At 33.0% G+C, this 21,611-nt stretch carries 23 protein-coding genes; 5 read left to right on the top strand and 18 right to left on the bottom strand.

Annotated features, from left to right (window positions below; translation table 11 throughout):
• Positions 1 to 9: 9 nt before the first annotated feature.
• The 6 genes from AB1444_08270 to AB1444_08245 are packed head-to-tail and all read right to left on the bottom strand — an operon-like array spanning position 10 to position 5,100.
• The gene (locus AB1444_08270; protein MEW6526644.1) at positions 10 to 627 is read right to left on the bottom strand and encodes a lytic transglycosylase domain-containing protein; all 618 of its coding nucleotides are present in this window, start codon (positions 625 to 627) and stop codon (positions 10 to 12) included.
• A gap of 13 nt (positions 628 to 640) precedes the next feature.
• On the bottom strand, positions 641 to 2,086 hold the full coding sequence (locus AB1444_08265; protein MEW6526643.1) for a glycogen/starch synthase: 1,446 nt from the start codon (positions 2,084 to 2,086) through the stop codon (positions 641 to 643).
• Position 2,087: 1 nt separating this feature from the next.
• Positions 2,088 to 3,740: a 2,3-bisphosphoglycerate-independent phosphoglycerate mutase gene (gene gpmI, locus AB1444_08260; protein ID MEW6526642.1), complete on the bottom strand. Its 1,653-nt coding sequence runs from the start codon at positions 3,738 to 3,740 to the stop codon at positions 2,088 to 2,090.
• A complete protein-coding gene (locus AB1444_08255) occupies positions 3,741 to 4,043 on the bottom strand; it encodes an STAS domain-containing protein (protein ID MEW6526641.1) in 303 nt (100 codons plus the stop codon).
• 11 nt (positions 4,044 to 4,054) lie between these two features.
• The gene (locus AB1444_08250) at positions 4,055 to 4,396 is read right to left on the bottom strand and encodes an STAS domain-containing protein (GenBank protein ID MEW6526640.1); all 342 of its coding nucleotides are present in this window, start codon (positions 4,394 to 4,396) and stop codon (positions 4,055 to 4,057) included.
• On the bottom strand, positions 4,393 to 5,100 hold the full coding sequence (locus AB1444_08245; GenBank protein MEW6526639.1) for a hypothetical protein: 708 nt from the start codon (positions 5,098 to 5,100) through the stop codon (positions 4,393 to 4,395). Before AB1444_08245 ends, AB1444_08250 begins: the two co-directional genes overlap by 4 nt.
• Before the next feature lie 361 nt (positions 5,101 to 5,461).
• Here AB1444_08245 and AB1444_08240 point away from each other — a divergent pair, with 361 nt between their 5' ends.
• The 4 genes from AB1444_08240 to AB1444_08225 are packed head-to-tail and all read left to right on the top strand — an operon-like array spanning position 5,462 to position 9,142.
• The gene (locus tag AB1444_08240) at positions 5,462 to 6,211 is read left to right on the top strand and encodes an NAD-dependent deacylase (GenBank protein MEW6526638.1); all 750 of its coding nucleotides are present in this window, start codon (positions 5,462 to 5,464) and stop codon (positions 6,209 to 6,211) included.
• 3 nt (positions 6,212 to 6,214) lie between these two features.
• Complete coding sequence (gene mutL, locus AB1444_08235; protein MEW6526637.1) at positions 6,215 to 7,960, top strand: DNA mismatch repair endonuclease MutL; 1,746 nt, start codon at positions 6,215 to 6,217, stop codon at positions 7,958 to 7,960.
• Positions 7,957 to 8,490 carry a flavoprotein gene (locus AB1444_08230; protein ID MEW6526636.1) on the top strand — a complete coding sequence of 178 codons (534 nt, stop codon included), beginning with the start codon at positions 7,957 to 7,959 and terminating at the stop codon, positions 8,488 to 8,490. The genes mutL and AB1444_08230 overlap by 4 nt, the downstream gene beginning before the upstream one ends.
• The gene (locus tag AB1444_08225; GenBank protein MEW6526635.1) at positions 8,477 to 9,142 is read left to right on the top strand and encodes a phosphopantothenoylcysteine decarboxylase; all 666 of its coding nucleotides are present in this window, start codon (positions 8,477 to 8,479) and stop codon (positions 9,140 to 9,142) included. Before AB1444_08230 ends, AB1444_08225 begins: the two co-directional genes overlap by 14 nt.
• Here the strand turns inward: AB1444_08225 and AB1444_08220 are convergent.
• Genes AB1444_08220 through AB1444_08205 form a run of 4 tightly spaced genes read right to left on the bottom strand, consistent with a single transcriptional unit; the run spans position 9,137 to position 11,647 of the window.
• Complete coding sequence (locus AB1444_08220) at positions 9,137 to 9,829, bottom strand: ABC transporter ATP-binding protein (protein ID MEW6526634.1); 693 nt, start codon at positions 9,827 to 9,829, stop codon at positions 9,137 to 9,139. The genes AB1444_08225 and AB1444_08220 overlap by 6 nt on opposite strands.
• A 5-nt stretch (positions 9,830 to 9,834) precedes the next feature.
• Positions 9,835 to 10,500 (bottom strand): hypothetical protein, encoded by a 666-nt coding sequence (locus tag AB1444_08215; GenBank protein ID MEW6526633.1) that lies wholly within the window; start codon positions 10,498 to 10,500, stop codon positions 9,835 to 9,837.
• Positions 10,500 to 11,120 carry a methyltransferase domain-containing protein gene (locus AB1444_08210; protein MEW6526632.1) on the bottom strand — a complete coding sequence of 207 codons (621 nt, stop codon included), beginning with the start codon at positions 11,118 to 11,120 and terminating at the stop codon, positions 10,500 to 10,502. The genes AB1444_08215 and AB1444_08210 overlap by 1 nt, the downstream gene beginning before the upstream one ends.
• Positions 11,121 to 11,122: 2 nt before the next feature.
• Positions 11,123 to 11,647, bottom strand: a complete 525-nt coding sequence (locus AB1444_08205) for a hypothetical protein (GenBank protein ID MEW6526631.1) — start codon at positions 11,645 to 11,647, stop codon at positions 11,123 to 11,125.
• Between the two features lie 491 nt (positions 11,648 to 12,138).
• Between AB1444_08205 and AB1444_08200 the strand changes: the two genes are divergently transcribed.
• Positions 12,139 to 13,854: an FAD-binding oxidoreductase gene (locus tag AB1444_08200; protein ID MEW6526630.1), complete on the top strand. Its 1,716-nt coding sequence runs from the start codon at positions 12,139 to 12,141 to the stop codon at positions 13,852 to 13,854.
• Positions 13,855 to 13,908: 54 nt separating this feature from the next.
• Here the strand turns inward: AB1444_08200 and AB1444_08195 are convergent, their stop codons facing one another.
• The 8 genes from AB1444_08195 to argJ form a co-directional block, all read right to left on the bottom strand.
• Positions 13,909 to 15,210, bottom strand: a complete 1,302-nt coding sequence (locus AB1444_08195; GenBank protein MEW6526629.1) for a DUF5982 domain-containing protein — start codon at positions 15,208 to 15,210, stop codon at positions 13,909 to 13,911.
• Positions 15,211 to 15,493: 283 nt separating this feature from the next.
• On the bottom strand, positions 15,494 to 16,393 hold the full coding sequence (locus tag AB1444_08190) for a class I SAM-dependent methyltransferase (GenBank protein MEW6526628.1): 900 nt from the start codon (positions 16,391 to 16,393) through the stop codon (positions 15,494 to 15,496).
• Entirely contained in the window at positions 16,390 to 17,025 is a 636-nt protein-coding gene (locus tag AB1444_08185; GenBank protein ID MEW6526627.1) for a class I SAM-dependent methyltransferase, read from the bottom strand. Before AB1444_08185 ends, AB1444_08190 begins: the two co-directional genes overlap by 4 nt.
• Before the next feature lie 2 nt (positions 17,026 to 17,027).
• Positions 17,028 to 18,185 carry an ATP-grasp domain-containing protein gene (locus tag AB1444_08180; protein MEW6526626.1) on the bottom strand — a complete coding sequence of 386 codons (1,158 nt, stop codon included), beginning with the start codon at positions 18,183 to 18,185 and terminating at the stop codon, positions 17,028 to 17,030.
• Positions 18,186 to 18,252: 67 nt separating this feature from the next.
• A complete protein-coding gene (locus AB1444_08175) occupies positions 18,253 to 18,591 on the bottom strand; it encodes a phage holin family protein (GenBank protein ID MEW6526625.1) in 339 nt (112 codons plus the stop codon).
• A gap of 18 nt (positions 18,592 to 18,609) precedes the next feature.
• Positions 18,610 to 19,113 (bottom strand): hypothetical protein, encoded by a 504-nt coding sequence (locus AB1444_08170; GenBank protein ID MEW6526624.1) that lies wholly within the window; start codon positions 19,111 to 19,113, stop codon positions 18,610 to 18,612.
• Between the two features lie 125 nt (positions 19,114 to 19,238).
• A complete protein-coding gene (locus AB1444_08165) occupies positions 19,239 to 20,321 on the bottom strand; it encodes a hypothetical protein (protein ID MEW6526623.1) in 1,083 nt (360 codons plus the stop codon).
• A 76-nt stretch (positions 20,322 to 20,397) separates the two neighbouring features.
• Positions 20,398 to 21,594: a bifunctional glutamate N-acetyltransferase/amino-acid acetyltransferase ArgJ gene (argJ, locus tag AB1444_08160; GenBank protein MEW6526622.1), complete on the bottom strand. Its 1,197-nt coding sequence runs from the start codon at positions 21,592 to 21,594 to the stop codon at positions 20,398 to 20,400.
• Between the last annotated feature and the right edge of the window lie 17 nt (positions 21,595 to 21,611).

The following is a 21,611-nucleotide window of genomic DNA, read 5'->3' as shown; positions in this document are numbered from 1 at the left end:
TTTTTGGTCTTATTGTGTAATACTTATTGTTCCATCTGGCATTATATGCATATACAGTTTTTCTATTTTAGCAGAATAATCGTAATATACGCTTGGTTGATACAGTTTCATTACATCATTAACATATGTAATAGTTGATTTTATATTTGGAACAGCCATATTTTTTCTTACAATTCCCAAACCTGCATGATATGCAGCCAAAGCCAAAACAAGATCATTTTTAAAAACGGTTAATAACGATTTAAAATGTTTTACTCCAGCTTGGATATTCTGATGGGGATCAAATGGATCCTGAACATTATATGCCCGTGCAGTTTCCTGCATAAGTTGCATTAAACCCATTGCTCCAGCCACAGAAACGGCATCTTTATTAAAATTAGATTCAACTTTGATAATACAGCGTATTAATTGCGGGTCAATATTTTCATTTTTGCAAATAGTGATAATAATTGTATCATAGGGATTTTTTGACAGATCAAGTTTTGGAGGTTTATCCTTTTTATAATTCTGAACATTATAATATTCAATAGTATCTTCACTTGTTTTCTTTGATTTAATTTGTGCATAAACATGATAAGGAATCACGTTATATAAAATAATACTCGTTAAAAAAAATACAATAAACATTTTACTAAACATTTTAAGAAATAGCTTTATATAACTCTTCATACTCTTTTGCCGTATCGTCCCAGCTTCTTTTAAATAACATTGCATTATTTATTAATGTATTCATAATAACTTTATTTTTATATACTCGCAGTGCATGTCGAATAGTTGTATAAAGTTCTGCACTATCATTATTTTTATATTTAAATCCATTGCCCGTTGTTAATTTTACATCAAATTGTTCAATTGAATCGTCCAATCCTCCTGTTGCTCGTACTATAGGAATAGTACCATATGCCAAACTATACATCTGATTTAAGCCTGATGGCTCATACCGAGAAGGCATAACATAAAAATCGCTGCCAGCTTCTATTAAGTGTGCAAGTTTCTCGTTATATCCCCACCACACACCAATTCTATCAGGAAACATTGCACGCAATGCCTCAAATCTTTCAATAATCCACTGTTCACCACTACCAACAATAACAAATTGTACATCTTTTTCATCAAAAAAAAGCCAGTCCAGCGTATTAATAAGAATATCTATCCCTTTTTGATAAGTCAAACGACTTATGCATCCTATGATGGGTGAATTATTTTTTGTTAAGCCATAAAATTCCTGCAACGATTTTTTGCATTTGCGCTTGCCGCTTAAATTTGTGATAGAATAATTATACGGAATTAAATTATCTTTCTCTGGATTCCAGTGTTCATAATCCACACCGTTCAAAATACCAAAAAGCTTTGCAGCATGGGTCTTAAAATCAGTAGATAAATCATATCCATATTCTTGTTCCTGTATTTCACGAGCATACTTTTTACTGACGGTTGTGATGCAATCAGCATAGACAATACCAGCTTTTAAAAAATTCACATTGCCATAAAATTCAAGATCATCATAATTATAAGCATCATTTGAAAGCTGCATTAACCACAAAACTTCTTTTGGAAAAACGCCCTGATAACCAACGTTATGAACAGTTAGAATTGATTTAGCTTTTTGCACTACTGGTTCTTGTGCATAATGAGTTTTAAGAAATAACGGAATCAAAGCAGTTTGCCAATCATTACAGTGGATTATTTGCGGAACTATCTCCAACTGCTTAAATGCTTCAATACATGCTCTGCAAAAATATATAAAGCGTTCCGCATTATCATTGTATGATACTCCATTGCAGTCATACAAACCATCACGTCCATAGTAATCATCATGTTCAATAAAATAAGTATGAACACCTTCCAGATAACTGGTATAATATATACCTGCCCACCGAATACCGTTTCCTATTGGCACCGGTAAAGGTTTACCAATTAATGTGCATTCAAGCCTGTGTTTATCAACGCAATAATATCGGGGTAAAAAAAGATGAACGGTGTGCCCGCGTTTTGCCAATGCCTTTGGCAGTGAATATGAATAATCACCAAGACCTCCTGTCTTGGCAAAGGGGTAAGCCTCACTTGTAATAAACGCAATATTCATGCTATTTTGTAAGTGACACTAATGATGGATAATACTCTTCAGGAGGGTGAAATCCTAATAATGTACAGATTGTTGCAGCAACATTTGCCAGCCCCTGTTCTTTGTGAGTTGTTAACGTATATTCACCATTAAAATGAGGATCATAAATAATAAATGGTACTGGATTTAATGTATGCGAAGTTTTTGGCTGTGGTTTACCTGTCTTCTTATCAATTTTTATTGCCCCTGTTTTTGCATCTTTTTCAAACATCTCATCAAGGTTACCATGATCTGCAGTAATTATGGCGATAGCTCCGGTATTGTCTATTGCCTGCAGTAAGCGCCCAATGCATAAATCAACAGTTTCAGCAGCAATTATGGCTGCTTCTAATATGCCAGTATGACCCACCATATCGCCGTTAGCATAATTCAGGCGAATAAAATCATATTGAGCACTATTGATTGCTTCAATTACCGCATCAGTTATTTCAGCAGCTTTCATCCATGGCCGCTCATTGAATTGCAATTTGTCAGAAGGTATTTCCTGATACGTTTCGTAGTTTGGGTCAAACATACCGCTTCTATTACCATTCCAGAAGTAGGTAACATGACCAAATTTTTGTGTTTCAGATATTGCAAATTGCTTGCAACCGTTATGAACTAAATACTCGCTAATAGTTTTATCTATAGAAGGAGGAAAAACCAGATAATTTTTGGGGATATGAAGGTCACCATCGTACTCCATCATTCCAGCAAAAACTATTTCCGGGAAACGTTCTCTGTCAAATTTATTGAAATCCTTTTCTTCAAAAGCACGGGAAATTTCGATAGCTCTGTCTCCACGGAAATTATACAGGATTACCGAATCACCATCAATAATTGTTCCAACGGGCTTACCATCTTTTGCAATAACAAATGATGGTAAATACTGGTCAGTTATACCAGGTTGTTCTTTTCTATATGTTTCTATTGCTTCAGTAGCAGAAGTGAATGCTCTCCCTTTACCCAGGACATGTGCATCCCAACCACGTTTTACAATATTCCAATCAGCTTCATACCTGTCCATGGTGGTTACCATTCTTCCACCACCAGAAGCAATACAAAAATCAAAGCCTTCATCATTAAACGTATGAAGAAATTTCTCTAAGCTATCAACGTATTGCAAAGCTGATGTTTCGGGTACATCTCTTCCATCTAATAAAATATGTACACGGATTTTTTTAACTCCTTCTTTAGCAGCCTGCTCAATGAGTTTAAAAAGATGATTAATATGCGAGTGTACATTACCATCTGATAGCAGCCCAATAAAATGTAATGTAGTGCCTTCATTAACTGGTTTTTTCAGTAATTTGTGCCAAATTTCAGTTGAAAATATCTGTTTTGATTCAATGGCTTTATCAACAAGCTTTGCACCTTGATCAAAAATCCTGCCAGCACCTAATGCATTATGACCAACTTCTGAATTGCCCATATCGGCATCTGATGGAAGTCCAACTGCAGTCCCATGTGCTCTCAAAGTTGTGTAGGGACAGGTTTTCATTAATCTATCTAATATAGGAGTACGTGCAAGAAAGAAAGCATTTCCTTCATCATGTGGTCCAATTCCAATACCATCCATTATTATTAGTACAAGAGGCCCCTTTCTTCTGCTAAAACCATTGGGCAATAATTTCATCTACTCCTCCAGAAGAAATGTTTCAAGTGAAGCTAATTCTATAACGCGTTTTACATAATTATTGGCATTAATTATTCTAAACTTTCTTCGATTGTTATTAAAATTGTTATACAATGTCATGAAGCCTGCTAAAATTGTTGAATCAACTACTTCAACATTGGTCATATCAATTATAGCATCACGGCTGTCATTTTGTAAAAAATTATGCATCTCTTCAATTAATTCCTTCAAAGTTCTTGGATTTAATTGTTCACTGATAATAAATATACATCGGTTTTCTTCTTCTTTTTTAGTGAAAATCATGGCTTACCTCTTCAAACTGTAATATTGTATTTTTTATAAAATTCATCTTCTGTAAAAATATTCATTGAATATTTAGGCAACGCCCTTTCAAGAATCATATATATTTTATCATTAGCAGCAAAAAAAACAACATCAAAGTTATGTTCATCACCATATTTTAAAAGATACATAATAGCTGCAACTGCTGCAGAATTTATGGTATCAACCTGTGAAAAGTTAATTGCAACAGTTGATATTTTTTCCGGGATCAGCTTTTCAATTAATTTTATTAATTTCACATCATCCCCATACTCGCCAATACCGGTAATGGTTACAATAACAAGGTCAGAATAACGAGTATGCGTAAAATTCATTTACTTCTCCCAATTTCTTTTATTTTCTTTAACATATTTTCTAATTGTTCGATAGCTCTTATAGAATTATCTGATAGTTTAATGTAATCATTACCATAAAAGTAATCCTTCATTAAATACTCTATTACTTCTGTATATGATGTATTTAGTAGCTTTACTGATTCCTGTAATGTTTGTTTGTGAATTCCTTCTTTCTTTAAAAAAGGAAATATAAGATAAAAACAATTATATATTAACCTTTTTATAACATCTTTGTAATATTTGATAATTAGAAACAGGATGTATGGAAATAAAATAATACTATTTGTTTTTAACATTGTACCAATAGTGTATAAATAGTCAATTTCAAAACTTGTGTTCCATGTAAACCACAGAATATTTATTATTATCATGGAAATAAAAAAAGATGTTTTGCCTTTGGGAAAACCTATTGCTGACAAACCCGCTGATGTGAAAGCAATTGCAAAAAAAAGCGCGATAGCTCTGTAACCTAAAAGATTGGAAATCGCAGATATAAAAGAATAAATATTATCCAGAAACCGTGATAATCCATCAAAGGTTGTTTTTATCTGATTATATGTATCTACTATCTCAATAGCATAAAGTGGAAGGGCGTAAAAAATATATAAAAATAATAATAATGATATCAGAATAATTAATAATTTATGTTTAAATATAATTGTTTTATCTCTATTTTTTATCATGCTGCATACAAATACATTTTATTTTAACATTTCTTACCGATTTATACATTTTAATCTCATAACTTATGGGCACCTCTAAAAAATCGCTTTCACCATTACTGATGCAATAAAAAGAAAGCGGTTTTAACCTATTTATTGTCCCAACAAGAAAACATTCTATTAAATAATTTATAAAAGTTCCCTTATAATTTGTCAAATATTTTATATGTTAAAATATATCAAACAAATCTTTTGACCAGCAGCAGAATATATATCTTGTATTCTGTAAAAAAATTACTTGCCAATAACGTGTTGTTATATTTTCTTTAAAATTGACATTATACGAATAAATTATACTATTGAAACAATTAGTAGGTACCTTATGGATGATTTAATTAAAACTGCAGCCAAAATTGTAAAAGATTCTATCTCTACCATTGCTTTAACTGGTGCAGGTATTTCGGTTGAAAGTGGTATACCTGATTTCCGTAGCGCTGGTGGATTATGGACACGTTATAACCCTGAAGAATATGCACATATTGATGGTTTTAGAAGAAACCCACGTAAAATATGGAAGATGATATTTGAGCTAATGGACATGACCAGAAATGCTATGCCCAATCCAGCTCATATTGCACTGGCACAACTGGAAGAGATGGGCTTATTAAAAGCTGTAATAACACAGAATATTGACAATCTCCACCAGAGAGCTGGTAGTAAAAACGTCATTGAATTTCATGGCAATTCAGAACGGTTGCAATGTATTTACTGTGGTGCAGAATATGTACCTGAAGAGTTTGTTATTGAAGATGAACCTCCTCAATGTAAAAAGTGTGGTGAAATATTAAAACCAAGTGTGGTATTTTTTGGTGAAATGATTCCCCATAATGCATTAATGGAATCACAGAATTTAGCAAGCGATGCACGTGTTGTTCTTGTTATTGGAACATCTGCTGTTGTATATCCAGCAAGTAGTATACCCCATATAGCAAAAGCTAATGGGGCATACGTTATTGAATTTAATTTAGAAAAAACTGTCATTACACCAATTATAACTGATATCTTTATTCAGGGCAAAGTTGGGGAAACATTGCCAAAATTTATTGAAGCCATAAAAGCTCTGCAGGCTTAATTCATGGAGCTATCGCCCAACATAAAACAAAGAATACAGATATTGCCTGATGCTGTAAAAAGAAAAATAGCTGCTGGTGAAGTAATTGATGGCCCTTATTCAGTAATCAAAGAACTTGTGGAAAATGCCCTTGATGCTCAGGCCACTGAAATTGACATTGAAATTGAAGAAAGCGGCTTAAAGCGTATTGTGGTACGGGATAACGGCATAGGCATATACCGGGATGATCTACCATTAGCTGTTGAGGAACATGCCACCAGTAAAATCAAAAGCATTGATGATATCTTTTCAATAATCACCATGGGATTTAGAGGCGAGGCACTTTCCAGTATTGCAGAAGTGTCACAATGTACCATATTGTCTCGTACAGCAGAAGAAGATATTGGCGGCAAGCTTGTAATAGCAGACGGCAAAAAAGAAATGTTTGACTGGGCAGGGCCAACTGGCACAACGGTCATTGTAGAAAATCTTTTTTTTAACACACCCGCTCGTAAAAAGTTTATAAAAGGCTTAAAGTCTGAACTCAATCGCATTAAAGAAACATTATTTGCAATAGCTATAGCCCATTCTCATATACAATTTAAAGTGAAGATTGATAATAAAATTGCATTTGTGTTTGAACCAACCGATACCTTGCAACGGATTGCTCAGATATATGGCAATGAAATAGCAGATAATTTATTATATGGTTCATTAAACGATTTAAACTGTACTATTGAGGGTTATTGTACCAATCCACACTATTACCGGTCAAACAGGTCATTACAACTTTTATATGTCAACCAGAGACCAGTTCAGTTTCCGTATTTTAATTTTATTTTACAGCAAGTGTACCAAACTATATTACAAAAGGGACAATATCCCGCAGCGTTTATTTTTTGCACCATAAAACCTGACCTTATTGATGTCAATGTCCATCCTGCAAAAAAAGAAATACGCTTTTTTGATAGTAATTATATCCATTCAATGATTTACAATTTTGCAAACAAGGTCATAAGTGGTACCATCCACACATTCCCAATCAAACACAATGATGCTCAATTGCAGAATAAAAACCTTGCCACCCCATCATATGCAGACAATTTTCCTGATAATAATGGTACACCCCCATTACAGTATGCACAGCCAAATATTAATCCTCAAACCTTAATACATGAAGTACAGCATCTATATACCCAATTGCATCAGAGAGATTATACTATAATTGGAACTATTTTTGGTTTATATATACTGATACAAAAAGAAAATAACCTTTATTTTATAGACTTTCATGCCGCTCATGAAAAAAAATTATTTGATTATCTTATGAGTATTGATTCTATTACCGCAGTACAGCAACTTCTTATGCCAGTTGTTATGGAACTGTCACCTGATTTACTCATCCATATACATGCCTACAAAGATATTCTCACCAACTATGGAATTATTATAGACCAATTTGATGACCATTCAATTGTAATCAATGCTATCCCTGATTTTTGCACTACCAATGATATAGAAGGATTAATGAGGGATATTGTCGATAGTTTGCATGAAAACAAAAATTCCCTAAACAATATTAAAATTAAAATAATTGAAAAAATTGCTTGCCATTCTGCAAAACGTGCCAATGATATAATAACACAGGATGATATTATTGCAATAGCTGATTATGTACTTTCAACAAATGATTACCGATGTCCCCACGGGAGACCATTTGTGTATATGTTATCAAAATCTGAATTAGAGAGGTTTTTCCGGCGATCATGAAACAAAAAATAATTTTAGGAATTTCTTCATCAATTGCTGCATATAAAGCATCTGACCTGGCACGTATGCTTACTAAAGATGGATATGATGTATTCTGCGTACTTACTGAGAATGCCACACACCTGGTTGCCCCTTTAACCTTACAAACACTCACCGGTAACCCGGTATACACCACAAGTTTTGCTATACAATGGCGCGAAATGGGCCATATTGAATTAAAAGAAAATGCTGCTTTACTACTGGTTGCTCCTGCTACAGCAAACATCATTGGAAAATTTGCCAATGGTATTGCTGATGATCTTTTAAGCACCACATTTTTAGCTGTTGATTGTCCTGTGGTGATAGCACCTGCCATGAATCCCAATATGTGGAAACACAGGGCAGTACAGGAAAATATCCGCAAATTAAAGGAGTGGGGCTGTATATTTGTTGAACCAGAAACAGGTCTTGTTGCTTGCGGTGATGAAGGGCAGGGGAGATTAGCTTCAATAGAAGAAATTTATAGGGTAGCAATTAATGCAGTTAAATGACAAAAAGGTGATAGTTACCGGCGGCCCTACACGTGAATGGATTGACCCGGTACGGTATATATCCAATGCTTCCAGTGGTAAAATGGGAATTGCCATAGCTGATGCAGCATATAAACAGAGCAAAGAATTAGTTTTTATTCATGGACCCATTGATGAATCACTTATTAGCGGAAAGCCATATCGGTGTAAAGGTGTTGAAAGTACTGTTGATATGCTTGAAGCAATTAAACAGGAACTATCGCCCAATATGGTATTGATAATGGCTGCAGCACCTGCTGATTACAAACCGGTAACTAAATCCCCTATAAAAATAAAAAAAACTAATGAAAACCTGACAATAGAATTACAACGCAATCCAGATATATTAAAAACAATTGCCAGTATAAAAAAACAACAAGAACTTAATACTATTGTCCTGATTGGATTTGCTGCTGAAACTACTGATGTGATTGCGTATGGCAAAACTAAGCTTGTTGAAAAAGAACTGGCAATGATTTGTATAAATGATGTTAGCAGAAGTGATACGGGATTTGGTAGCGACTTTAATGAAGTTACTGTAATGCTTGCAAATGGCAAAATCATCAACCTTCATAAAATGACAAAAAAAGAAGTGGCTGAAGGCATAATTAACATTATCATCAATGAATTATAGCAATATTGTTTTTTGATATTTTGCTATAATCCTGCCATTACATACACCATCATATGCAATAGTGCCATTTTCCAGAACAATAAGTCTGTCAGCTAAATGTTGTACTGCATACGCTGAATGTGTGGCAAAAATCATTGGCATGTTAAGATCTGATAAAATATGTATTACAGCATCTGCCGATGGCTTATCCAAATTTGCTAAGGGTTCATCAAGCAATAGAATTTTTGGATTCTTTGCTAAAACACTTGCCAGGGCTGCTCGTTTCATCTGCCCACTTGAAAGTGCCAGAGGACTGTGATTGAGCATATCATCCATGTTTACTTTTTTTAACCACTGTATTGCCTGTAATTTTTTTTCTTCATGTGAGCCTTCATGTATACTCAATAATACATCATTTAACAGGTCGGGCATGATGAATTGATATTCAACCTGTGAAAATAATATTCCAATAGATTTTCTGACCTGAGATTTGTTTTTGGCAGTCAATTGCATATCAAGAATGGTTATACTACCGCTTGTTGGCAATAGTAATGCGGCTAACAATAAAAGTAATGTTGACTTACCAGAACCATTATGGCCAATAATGGCAACTTTTTGGTTATCTGAAATGGTTAACGATACATTATTCAGTGCTACAGTCCCATCTGGATACTGATATCCAATATTATTTGCGTTGATTATATTCATTTCACTTATAGTCCTTGATGTAAGCAATTCAGGATTAATATTAAAATAATTACAGTACTTGATATGTACTCATCCATAGAATGTTTAATGTGGATGATTAAATCTGGTATGGTGCTAATGGTTCTTGAGAGAATCCCATCCCTATAATAAGAAAGTGCATAAAACTGATTTGAAAGAAATGCAACGGAATAATATTTGGGAATGTGAAACTTATCTTTGGTTTTTAAATCTATCCGTGACTGAATCTGAAATACAATCATTCTATTTAATTTTAATAACGTATAGAGTATTCGTGTAAAAATAAGGAAAAATAATTTCAATGCATGAGGAAGTATATTTATAAATGCTTTAAATCCATCTGAACCAATAAAAAAGCGAGATCCAATAATAATTATTGTGATACATACAATCTTAAAAGCTGTGACACCAATTATTATAATATCCAGTTGTGCTTTCATTAAACCTGTTAAAAATTGCATTAATGTAATGGTAATGACCAGTGGTATGATCATAAACAAGGTATAGTGCTGTTGCTTTGGAATGTACATAAAATATACCATACAAATAACAAGACATGATACTATCCATAAAACAGATATTGTAGAAATAACTGAACACAGTAAAATGACACTGATAGTAATTATTATTTTTATCCATTCAAAAATTTTCATTATTCTGCTACAGCGTGAATGAAATTTAATTCAGGTTGGTCAATATATTTCTTCATGACAAAACCGGCATCTTGTAACATTGTATCAAGCTCTTCACGATACGGCATATAATCCCTGCTCACCGGCGCTTTAAGATTATGGTGGAATTCATTGAGTGTCTTTGTATCAGACAGGTGAAATATATACAGGGACCCATTATTTTTTAAACAATCATGACATTTTTTCAATGCGTTAAGCTTATCTTCAATGTGGGGAAAAACTGCAAAACACAGAACAACATCAATACTTTTATCAGGTACTGTTATTTCTTCAAGGGGTGCAATTATATAGTGTATATTTGTAAAATGCTTATATCGCTCTTTTGCTTCTTCAATCATTTTATCCGAGGTATCCACAGCAATTAACGTTCCCTGTGAGCCAATATAATCCTCAATTATGGGGAAAAGCACTCCCGTACCACAACCAACATCCATTACACATGCACCGGATTTAATATCTATCATCCCAAAGATATTTTTAATTTTTAGAATACGATTTTCATCATTGCCAACTACCTCATCCCAGTTTTTACTCAAGGTATTGAAGTACTGTATTTTATCATCATAGTTTTTATTAACCATATCTATCGCCCTGTATTTTTTTGTATTATTACATTAATTCCATTAACTGCTATGGGTGTTATTATAATAAGCAATATTATTCCTGAAAAACTTTTGAATAAATCATATAGACTGAACATTGCAAATGATATTTTAAAAAAAGGAAGTATAATTGAATATAATACATACAAAATTATTCTGTCAAAAATAATTGCAATTATAATAATAAAATAACTGTTAAGATAAAATTTTTGTTTTAATAAAGAAATAATAAAACAAAACAATGCCAATTCAATCATCATGATTATAGCAACTGGCGGATAAAGTGGTGGCATTCCGGTCAATATAGTTGAAGTAATGGGGGCGATAGTTCCTGTTAAAAGAGCATATACAGGTGTAAGAAAATAAGCTCCTATTGACAGCGGTATAAACATTGGTAAAAATATTGAGCCTAACCCAAGTAAATGAAACAATACCGGTAGTACAACTGCACATGCTGCAGTTATTGCTGATATAATTATCTGCGTGATATGTAATTCTTCATTCATTTTTTATGATTTTTTAATTTTTAATATTTTTTTTGCGTTTTAATCATCATGTATGAATTTCATTATAAGCATCAATTTATGGGCACCTCTAAAAACCGATTTCATCATTACGGATATAATAAAAATAAAGCAGTTTTATCCTGAAAATTGTGTCCACGAGGGAATATCCGAAAAAACATTTTTATAAGTTTCCTTATAATTTACGATAAATGGCAAAATTTTACTGCTATCAAAAACATTTACAATACCGCTGAAATTTTTTTAACGTCTAATATGATAATACCATGAGTGTTTTTTGTTACAATGTTTAAAAAGTTATTTAAATAAAAAAATATTACTAAACTCATTTTTGTAATACGTTTATACTATAGATTTTTTGCAAGAAGATTTTTTTAATATGTATGTAAAAATTTTCTTGAACTACATGGGTTTTTGGATAAGATTGTATTAAGAGGTTGAACCACTGAACCACTTTAACAAGGAGAATAATTATGGCAAAAAAATTTGTCCCTGATTGGACTGAAAAAGCACCTGAACCATTTTCATATCGTTCAATTTTTAAATGGGGCGATCCTGAAACATTTAAACATCCAAATCCAAAGTTATATCAGGAATTAAAACAAATATTTCAACTTGATGATAGTTATTTCCAGAACAAAAGAAATGAAGGGCGCCAGCAGGTTCAATACAAAAAACCTGTAAAATTAACTCAAAACCAGATTAAAGCATTAGCAGGAATTGTTGGTTATGACAATATAAGTACTAAAGAATATGACAGATTAAAATTTTCAACCGGCAAAACCCTTGAAGAAGCATTGAAGCTTAGAAAAGGAATTATTGAACGGGTAGCTGACTGTGTTGTACATCCCAGAAATGTGGAAGATGTTCAAAAGATTGTAGCATATTGCAATAAGAATAAAATTCCTATCTATGTATATGGTGGTGGTTCATCAGTTAATTTTGGATTACGGCCTGCTAAGGGTGGCGTAACATTGGTGCTATCCACTCATATGAATAAAATTCTAAATGTCAATGAAACAAATCAAACGGTAACAGTTCAGGCTGGTATACTGGGTCCTGCGCTTGAAGAAGCTTTAAATAATGCACAAAAACTATTTGGCACAAAATATAATTATACCTGCGGTCATTTTCCACAATCATTTGAATATTCTTCAATTGGTGGCTGGATTGTTACTCTTGGATCAGGACAGTCCTCAAGTTACTATGGTGATGCATATGACCTTGTAATTAGCATGAAGTGGGTTACTCCTGTTGGAACGTTTACAACTAAAGATTATGCAGCAACTGCAACAGGTCCCAAAGTAAATGATATTATGAAAGGATGTGAAGGAACTTTTGGTGTGCTTGTTGAAGTAACCTGGAAAATATTCAGATACATGCCTGATAATCGCAAGAGGTTTGGATTTATATTTAAAACATTTCAAGACGCTATAAATGCTTCTCGCGAAATTTCACAGGGTGAATTTGGCATGCCTGCAGTATTCAGAATTTCTGATGAGGAAGAAACGCATATTGGCTTAAAACTATACGGCATTGATGGCACAATGTTAGATAAATTTATGCAATTGCGGGGTTACAAACCCATGCAGCGATGCCTCTTTATAGGTTCAGCTGAAGGCGAAAAGAATTTCACAAAGAACATTAAAAAGCAGGTAAAGAAGATCTGTAAAAAACATGGTGGTATGTATATTACCGGTTTGCCAACACGCATGTGGGAACCCGGCCGTTATAAGGATCCTTACCTGCGGGAAGATTTGAATGATTATGGAATCCTTATTGATACACTTGAAACAAGTGTTAAATGGGATAATCTCCATCATGTTCATAAAGCAGTGCGACAGTTCATAAAAAATAGACCCCAGACTGTATGCATGACGCATGCATCACATTTTTATCCACAGGGAACCAATCTATATTTCATCTATATCATGAAAACAGACGATATCAATGAATACATTACTTTTCAGGATGGCATTATTGATACCATTGCAAAGAGTGGTGGTTCGTTGAGCCATCATCATGGAGTAGGGCGAATGCTTGCTCCCTGGATGGAAGAACATATTGGTAAAGAGCAAATGGCTGTTTTGCGTGCTATCAAAAGGCATTTTGATCCTAATAATATTATGAATCCTGGTGGACAATTAGGTTTAGATTTAAAGGATAAAAATTGGCGGAAAATCAAGTAGGTGTAAATATTATAAACGTAGGGGCGAATTTTTTATCCGCCCCTACGTTTATCATTAGAACGTATGGTTAAAGTTTACTGATATTGAAGTATCTTCTTCACTCACACCATAGTAGAAGTGTATAATAGTTGCCATATTCCATGCTATGACTAAACCACCACCATAACCCTGATGGTAATCACCCCAGCGTGGTTCACTGAAAGGATCGCCAGCTTTGTCATAAACATTTCCTACATCATAGAATGCAGTCAATTTAAACTGGAAATTCTGATTCCATGGATTTGCTTCAGCAAACTTCCAGCGCAATTCAGTATTAGCAACTGTCATAGTTGGTGCAACAAAGCGCTGTTCTTTATAGCCGTGGATTGTACGGTTACTGCCGTTACCAGTTCTTCGGTTCAGTGAAAATCCAAAATAGCCCATTTCAAAGAATGGAGCATCCATGTTAGTATCAGTGTAACCTGCACGCAAAGCCAATGTTAAGCTTGATAGAAGTGGGATATAATACTGTAACTGAACAGTATTTCGTATAAAATCATAATCAGAACCTAACCAGCCTCTGGAAACTTCAAATGCATAGTCAATAAAATAGCCTGACTTGGGATCTGGTTCATAATCACGGGTGTCATAATATACACCAATACGGGCAAAGTTTGACCAACCACCTTTATACCCTTCAGGTTTCCACTGTTCTAATAATGTTGGTCCCTGTGCATCGCCATCAAACTTTTCGCCATCCCATGTATCAATAGTAACTTTCTTAACTTCAAAGCCAACCAGCATTTTTAAATTTTGTGTCAGGTCACGATAGATGTTTAAAAAGTAACTTGGTTTTGTGTACTGATAATTGTAATATTTTTTAAATTGTTCATTATCATCAGCATAGTCTAAATAATCTTTGTATGTATCAAATTGATGATACGTTGCTCCATCATAAAGTGTTAATTTTTCTTTTGCAGCATCAGCACCAATTCCAAAGAAGTTTGCGTTGATCTTTTTATCATACGCAACAGATGTTATAATTCTGAATTTTGTCCCCATGATATAGGGCATATCTAAGTTCACTTCATGATACTGATAACCATTAGTTGTTTGATAAAACTGTGCATACAGCTGCATTTTATAGGGAGCATAGGCAAAATACTCTTCATCCCTTGAGCCATTATTGTACAAATAAGCCCGCACCCCATATCCAAAACCATTGTCACTGTCATAGTTAAGTAATGGTAAACCCGTTGGATACCAGCCTTCTTTCTTTTTTGCAACATCCTCATCAGAAAGTTTTGCTGCAAATGAAGGCATAGTAATAGCCAACGACAGCATTAAAATAAGAAACGTTAAAAAGCTTTTTTTCATTGGCTTACTCCTTTTAAAATTTTTAAAGAATATTTTAAACAAAGAAATTTTCAATTCACTATTGTTAAAAAGTCAAGAATATTTTAATATTTTTATCGATTTCGATATATATAGATATTATTTCAGGAATAATTCTTTAAAAAATTTCATAAAGAATATAGTATACACCCTGCCGCCGAAGGTGGCGGGGTGTATACTATTTTATATTTTGTCAAAATTTCCACGTTTAGGTATAATTAATGATATTATTTTAACAGTAAAATATGTAAGTTAATTTCATGAATTATTTGAATGCATAAACAACCATTGAACTGGTAAGTGCAAAGTTTCCAAGATGTATTTTACTTATATAATGATATATTGCAATTCGTAGCCAGCTTTTATAATCAGTTATTGTCTTAAAATTCATACGGGATTTAAGCAATTTTGGCAATAATCCAAAATCAACAGGTTGAAAAACCATAACTTTTCTAAAACCAATGCGTGTTAATGTTTCAGCAAGGTTTTGTTTGGTAAAATATGAAAAATGCCCGGGTAAAAAATATCCATACTTTTGCTTCTGTAATTTTGCCTGTAAGCCATCCATATTTGCTGTCTGTATCACCAGTAATCCATTATCGGTACACAAACGGTAACATTCTGTTAAAGCTTCATGAGGATTTCGTATGTGTTCTAAAACTTCAATCAAGGTGATTACTGAAAAGCTATTTTGCTTAAAGGGATGGTCAAATAATGTCCCTACATGAATTATATCATTGCCAAAGCGTTGTTGTGCATATTTGCCAGCATATAGTGACGGTTCAATTCCATAAACCCTAAAGTATTGAGAAGCAACCTGTAAAAATCCCCCAAATGAACATCCTACATCCAGTAAATTCCCTGATTTAACATATTTTCTTATAGTTTTTAATCGTGCATTCCATACATACCGAGCATAATGTTCAGTATTTCTTTCATCATAGTATGTATAATCAGCTTCCCCGGTATAGTATCCTTCATCATATAATGCCAGTTCACTCTCTTTGGCAAGTTGTGGATTCATAAAGATGAAATTACAGGCATTACACTGATATACCGTAAAGGGCGGTATTGTGTGAACTATCGCATATAAAAAAAATATTTTTTTACTTTTACATAGAGGGCACGTTTCCAATTCGTGATCAAATTGAAATGTTGGTTTCATACTGTAGCGTAAAAATACCAGTGAGATAATGTTTTGTCAAGGTCATCAATAACTGTCCTTTCCATCAAACCAATATGACACTCATTAAAAATTTGCAAATATGTTTTAACTTCATCAAATGAAAATAGCGAAACTACTGCGCCATTGATATCGGGTAGGGTTGTTTCCCAGGTATTATCGCCAAGGTGCCTGCCTCTTATTATATAGGTATCATTAATACTGCGCAGTGTTCCAAAAAAAACTCCTGCAGGGTAAAGTATTCGTTTAATTTCATGTAACATCTCAGGTAACCTGTCTTTTGTTGTGTAATGGAGTGATCCCCAAGCAACAACTATATCAAATGAACTATCGCCAAATGGAAGCTTTTGGGTATTTGCCTGAACAAAATTGCCCTGTAATATTTTTTTACAGTGTGCAAGTGCATTAAAACTAATATCAATGCCAACAACGAAATCGCAGCCATATTCATGTAAAAGTTTGATATGGCGTCCTGTACCGCATCCAACATCAAGTGCCTTTTTTCTATTACCTGCATATTTTGCAAGCATCCGTACAAGCTGTTCATCAGGATATAAAAGCACAGAGGTGTCGCGTGTATAATGTTTATTCCAGCTTTGCGTTGTTGTATCCATGGTCATTCAATGATGATGTGCATTTGTTCAAGTAATGTGTCGGCCGTTTGTATTGCTTTTTCAACTGTTTTTCCCATTGTAATAATAACACCTAAACGTTCATGATTATTTCTTGGGTAATACAAAGTATCACCAGGTTTTGCAAAAATATCTGCATGAATTAAATGATTATTTTTTGGCATTGAATAGGAAATCAACGTGCCATTGCGCCCCATAATGTATTTTACAACTGCAGCTATTGAAGATTGAGCTGGCAAATTAACGTTACCTGTAATAATTGCCTGTAAAAACGATTTGAATATATTACTCTTCAAACGTGAAGGAATAGCATAATCAGCTAAATATTCACCACCAAATTCGCAGGCAGCTTCAATTAAATAAATGGAATTATTGCAAATAATACATTCCATAAGCAATGGGGTTGTGTGTAATGCAAATGCGTCGGCTATCTTCTGGCCAAGTTTTTGTAACTCATTATACATAGTATAATATTGTGAAGGTAGAACATGCATTCTATCTACAAAATATGGTTTGGCGTTCAGTATTTTATCACTTATATCATAAATATAAAATGTTCGGTTATGGACAAATCCTAAAACTATAATTTCATCACCATTAATGTATTCTTCAATGATCACGGTATCCTGTTTTATTGATTTTATGTATGTACACAACTCATGGTAACTATCGACAAGCTTAACGCTTTGTTTAGCATGTCCTTTTGGTGGTTTAACGATGCAAGGAAAGGGTAGTTTATTCAACGTGTGTAAACCTTTTTTATGTATTATAAAACCATGAGGCACTGGTATGTTATGTATAGCAGCGATAGTTCTGAATCTTGATTTATCTGTAAGATCATCCACCGTATTGAAATCAATATATGGCAATCGGAATTGCTGACACAGATACGCTACTGTTTTTATAGCCTGACCATACGACCTGCTTACTATAGCAGCTATGTCATCAAATACAAGCTGGTCTTTCAATAAAAGGTATATATCATGATAATTATAGATAGATTCTATAACTTTTATATCACAGTATTGAAAACCCTCTGCTAAAGGGTTTTTATCAATTCCTATTATGGTATACCCCAATTCTTTGCTAGCTTTTATCAGAGGTATTTGATTTTTCCCTGCACCAATTGATACTATGAACATGATACTATATACTATTATTTTTTCCTAATGTTTATTTTTTGTGAACTGTTAAACTTAATAGTCAAAATTAACCAAATAACCATTCTACAGTTACAGATATTATACTAATTATAATTGATGCAACTAATGCTGATAAAAATGAATCAATTATTATTCCTTTTACCAGATATGAAACAAAATATAATAACATTGCATTAAGAATGAATGTGAATAATCCTAATGTAAGTAGGTTAATTGGTAAGGTTATCAGTAAAAGAACAGGTTTAATAAAAACATTCATAATACCCAACAGTGCTGATGCTATGATGATTGATGTAGCAGTATCAGCTGAGAAACCAGTTAATAGTGCTGATGCTATATAAATTCCTAAAGATAATATAAACCACTTTTTTATAATATCCTTCATATTACAATCCTGATCATATCAAAAATGCCATATTGATTTTGGGAACAGATCAACTTTTTTAATATCATACTGTTCGGCCAATTCTGTTGTTTTCCATGTAAGCTGTAATTCTTCTTTATATTTATTATAAAATTTTATTGCAATCTTATAGCGACCCTTTTGATACCATTTTTCATTCTGAGCAGATATTGTATAGTGTAAATTTGATATAGTATACTGTTTAAACAAAGTATACAAAATATCATTAATCTTTTCATTTGAATCCTTGTATTCAACATACATCCACAACTCTTTTTGAGGATTATCAATACAATATTGATACATTGGTTTTAAGTATGTATTTTCTAATTCGCCGTAACACATCCATGAAAAAGGACGCCAAGAATGTGAAAGCATAAGCTTTTTATTAATATAAATTATATCCCCTTCAATCATATTACAGCCATATTCAATAGCATCCCATAACGGACGTTTACACCAGTAATCATTATGCGAATGTAATAATGTTGGTTTTTGTGTCAATGTATTCCTCCAAAACATGAAGATTATATCTGATCATTAAATCCTTCTTATAGTTGTTTTTTACTGCATCGTTTGGACTTCTATAAAGAAAAGATAGGTATTTAAAACAAAAACATTTTAGTTATTTATAATTTATACAATATACCAAAATTAATTCCTGTAGCTGTTAAATCATTCCCTTTGTAAAATAACCTGTGATAATTAAAACCACCGGCAAATCCAATGGAATAAAAATAAAAAGTAGCATTAACCTCAGCTGATAAATATGGGTCATATGAATTTTTCTTAACATATGGTGCAAATGGTCCCCCTCCCTGAACTAAAACAATATATAAATCTGAATAAGCAATACCAGGCTGTATGGTAATTGCAACATCAATCAATGGAGATACAGTATGTATATACGATAAAGATATACCTCCCATATAAATTGAAAGGTATGTATCATATGTATGTTTTAAATCACGGTTATTAGTAGAAAAAAATTGCCAGGTTGGAGCAAAATATAATTTATGTATAAATACATTATCTGATGTATATATTTTAGAAACTGGCATTCCTATATAGATTTTACTCATCGAAGTGTCATTATAAAGATATTCCCAATCACCTGTGAAGAAAATAAAATTGTATGAATAGCCTAAAAATATATTTTGTAATGATGAATAAAAATTTTTATATGGGGATATTGCAATTTTTTCTTTTTCAACTTCAATTGTTTTTTGCAACTCATTATTTATTTTTATTGTAATTCTATCAATAATTTCATATATTAAAGCCCCTATTTTTTCACTGGTCTCAGCTACATCAATTATATTGCCAGTTGCAACGTTGCAGATCTGCGTTTTTATATTTATTGTATTTTTTTCAACTCTATAAGAACCAATGACAGAGAAATTTGCAGCAACTTCTTTTCCCCTGCTGGTTAAAATTGCAATAGTATTAGCTCTTTCTTCATCAGTAATTTGTGAAGTAATATATTTAAATGTTACTGGTAAAACGGTGACTTCATATTCAATTTTATCTTTTAATTCTGAAGACAGTGAATCAGGTATAATATAAGAATAATATCTGTAGTTTTGGGTAGGACTTTCATCATTGAAATAATAAATTATGATCTTTTGTTTATCAGGAGTTTGAGCGCCAGGAAACGCTATACAAACAAAAATAAATATCAGCGTAATAGATGCTAGCTTTATAAATTGCATTCTATAAATCCATTAAGTACATATTTACAATGAAATATCTATATTTATTAAATAAAAGTCAAGGATATTATATGCTTTATGTTGAATATTCAGCATTTATTTTAACATAATCATAACTCAGGTCAGATGTTAAATATTCAAATTCAGAATTTCCGATACCAAAATCAACAGTAATGGTATATTCCCTTTTTTTTAATATGCTCATTAATTTTTCTTTGTCATAACTAACGGGAGAGCCATCTTTAAATAATGGGATTTTATCAAAATAAATTGATAATTTATCTTCTTGTAGTTGTGCTCCTGAATATCCAGCTGCACATGCAATTCTTCCCCAATTGGGGTCATTGCCAAACATTGCTGTTTTAACCAGAAGTGATTCTGCAATAGATTTTGCAGCTTTCTTTGCATCCCCATCATTAGCTGCATGTATAACTTTTATTGTTACACATTTCGTTGCCCCTTCTGCATCGCTTACTATTAGATATGCCAATTTTTTCATCATCAGGTTTAGAGCCTGATTAAAAATTTTTATATCATCTTCACTGTGAACTGAAGGCTTTGAAGGTGAAAGGATAATAGCTGTATCATTGGTTGACATATCTCCATCAATTGTTATAGCATTTAAAGAAACATTTACACTTTCATAAAATAATTTTTGTAAAATATGTTGCTCTACAGGAAAATCTGTTACTACAAAACATAAAAGTGTAGCCATATTGGGGGCTATCATGCCAGCTCCTTTTGCAATACCTGCTATTGAATACGTACCAGTTGAAGTTTTAAAAGAAACAGCATATTGTTTTGGGAATGTATCAGTTGTCATAATGGCACGTGGTAAAAGGGCTCCAGATTCAACACTCAGATTTTTAACAAGAATTGGCAGGCTATTTTTCATTTTATCAACAGGTAACTGAACGCCAATAATTCCCGTAGATGCCATTAATACTGAATTTTCATCGATTGAAAGTAATTGTCCAAGTTCTTTTGTAAGTAATTTTGCATTTTCCAAACCCTGTTTACCGGTGGCTGCATTAGCATTTGTAGCATTAATTATAATAGCATGAATTGGATTTTTTATTCTCTCACGACATAAAATAACAGGAGCTGCACACATTTTATTAGTGGTAAAAGCACCAGCAGCCCAGCAAGGTTCACTGGAATATATCAACGACAAATCCAGACGATTTGGATAGCGGATACCACATTCAATAGCTGCATATTTGAAGAATGAAACATTTTCTAATCCACCAGGTAATTCTTTTATAGTACTCATGTAATTTCCTCAAATTA

It is taken from the genome of Spirochaetota bacterium, assembly GCA_040756435.1.
GTDB lineage: Bacteria > Spirochaetota > UBA4802 > UBA4802 > UB4802 > UBA4802.
The sequence above is the reverse complement of the archived record's forward strand: the minus strand, read 5'-3'. Positions and strand labels throughout refer to the sequence as shown.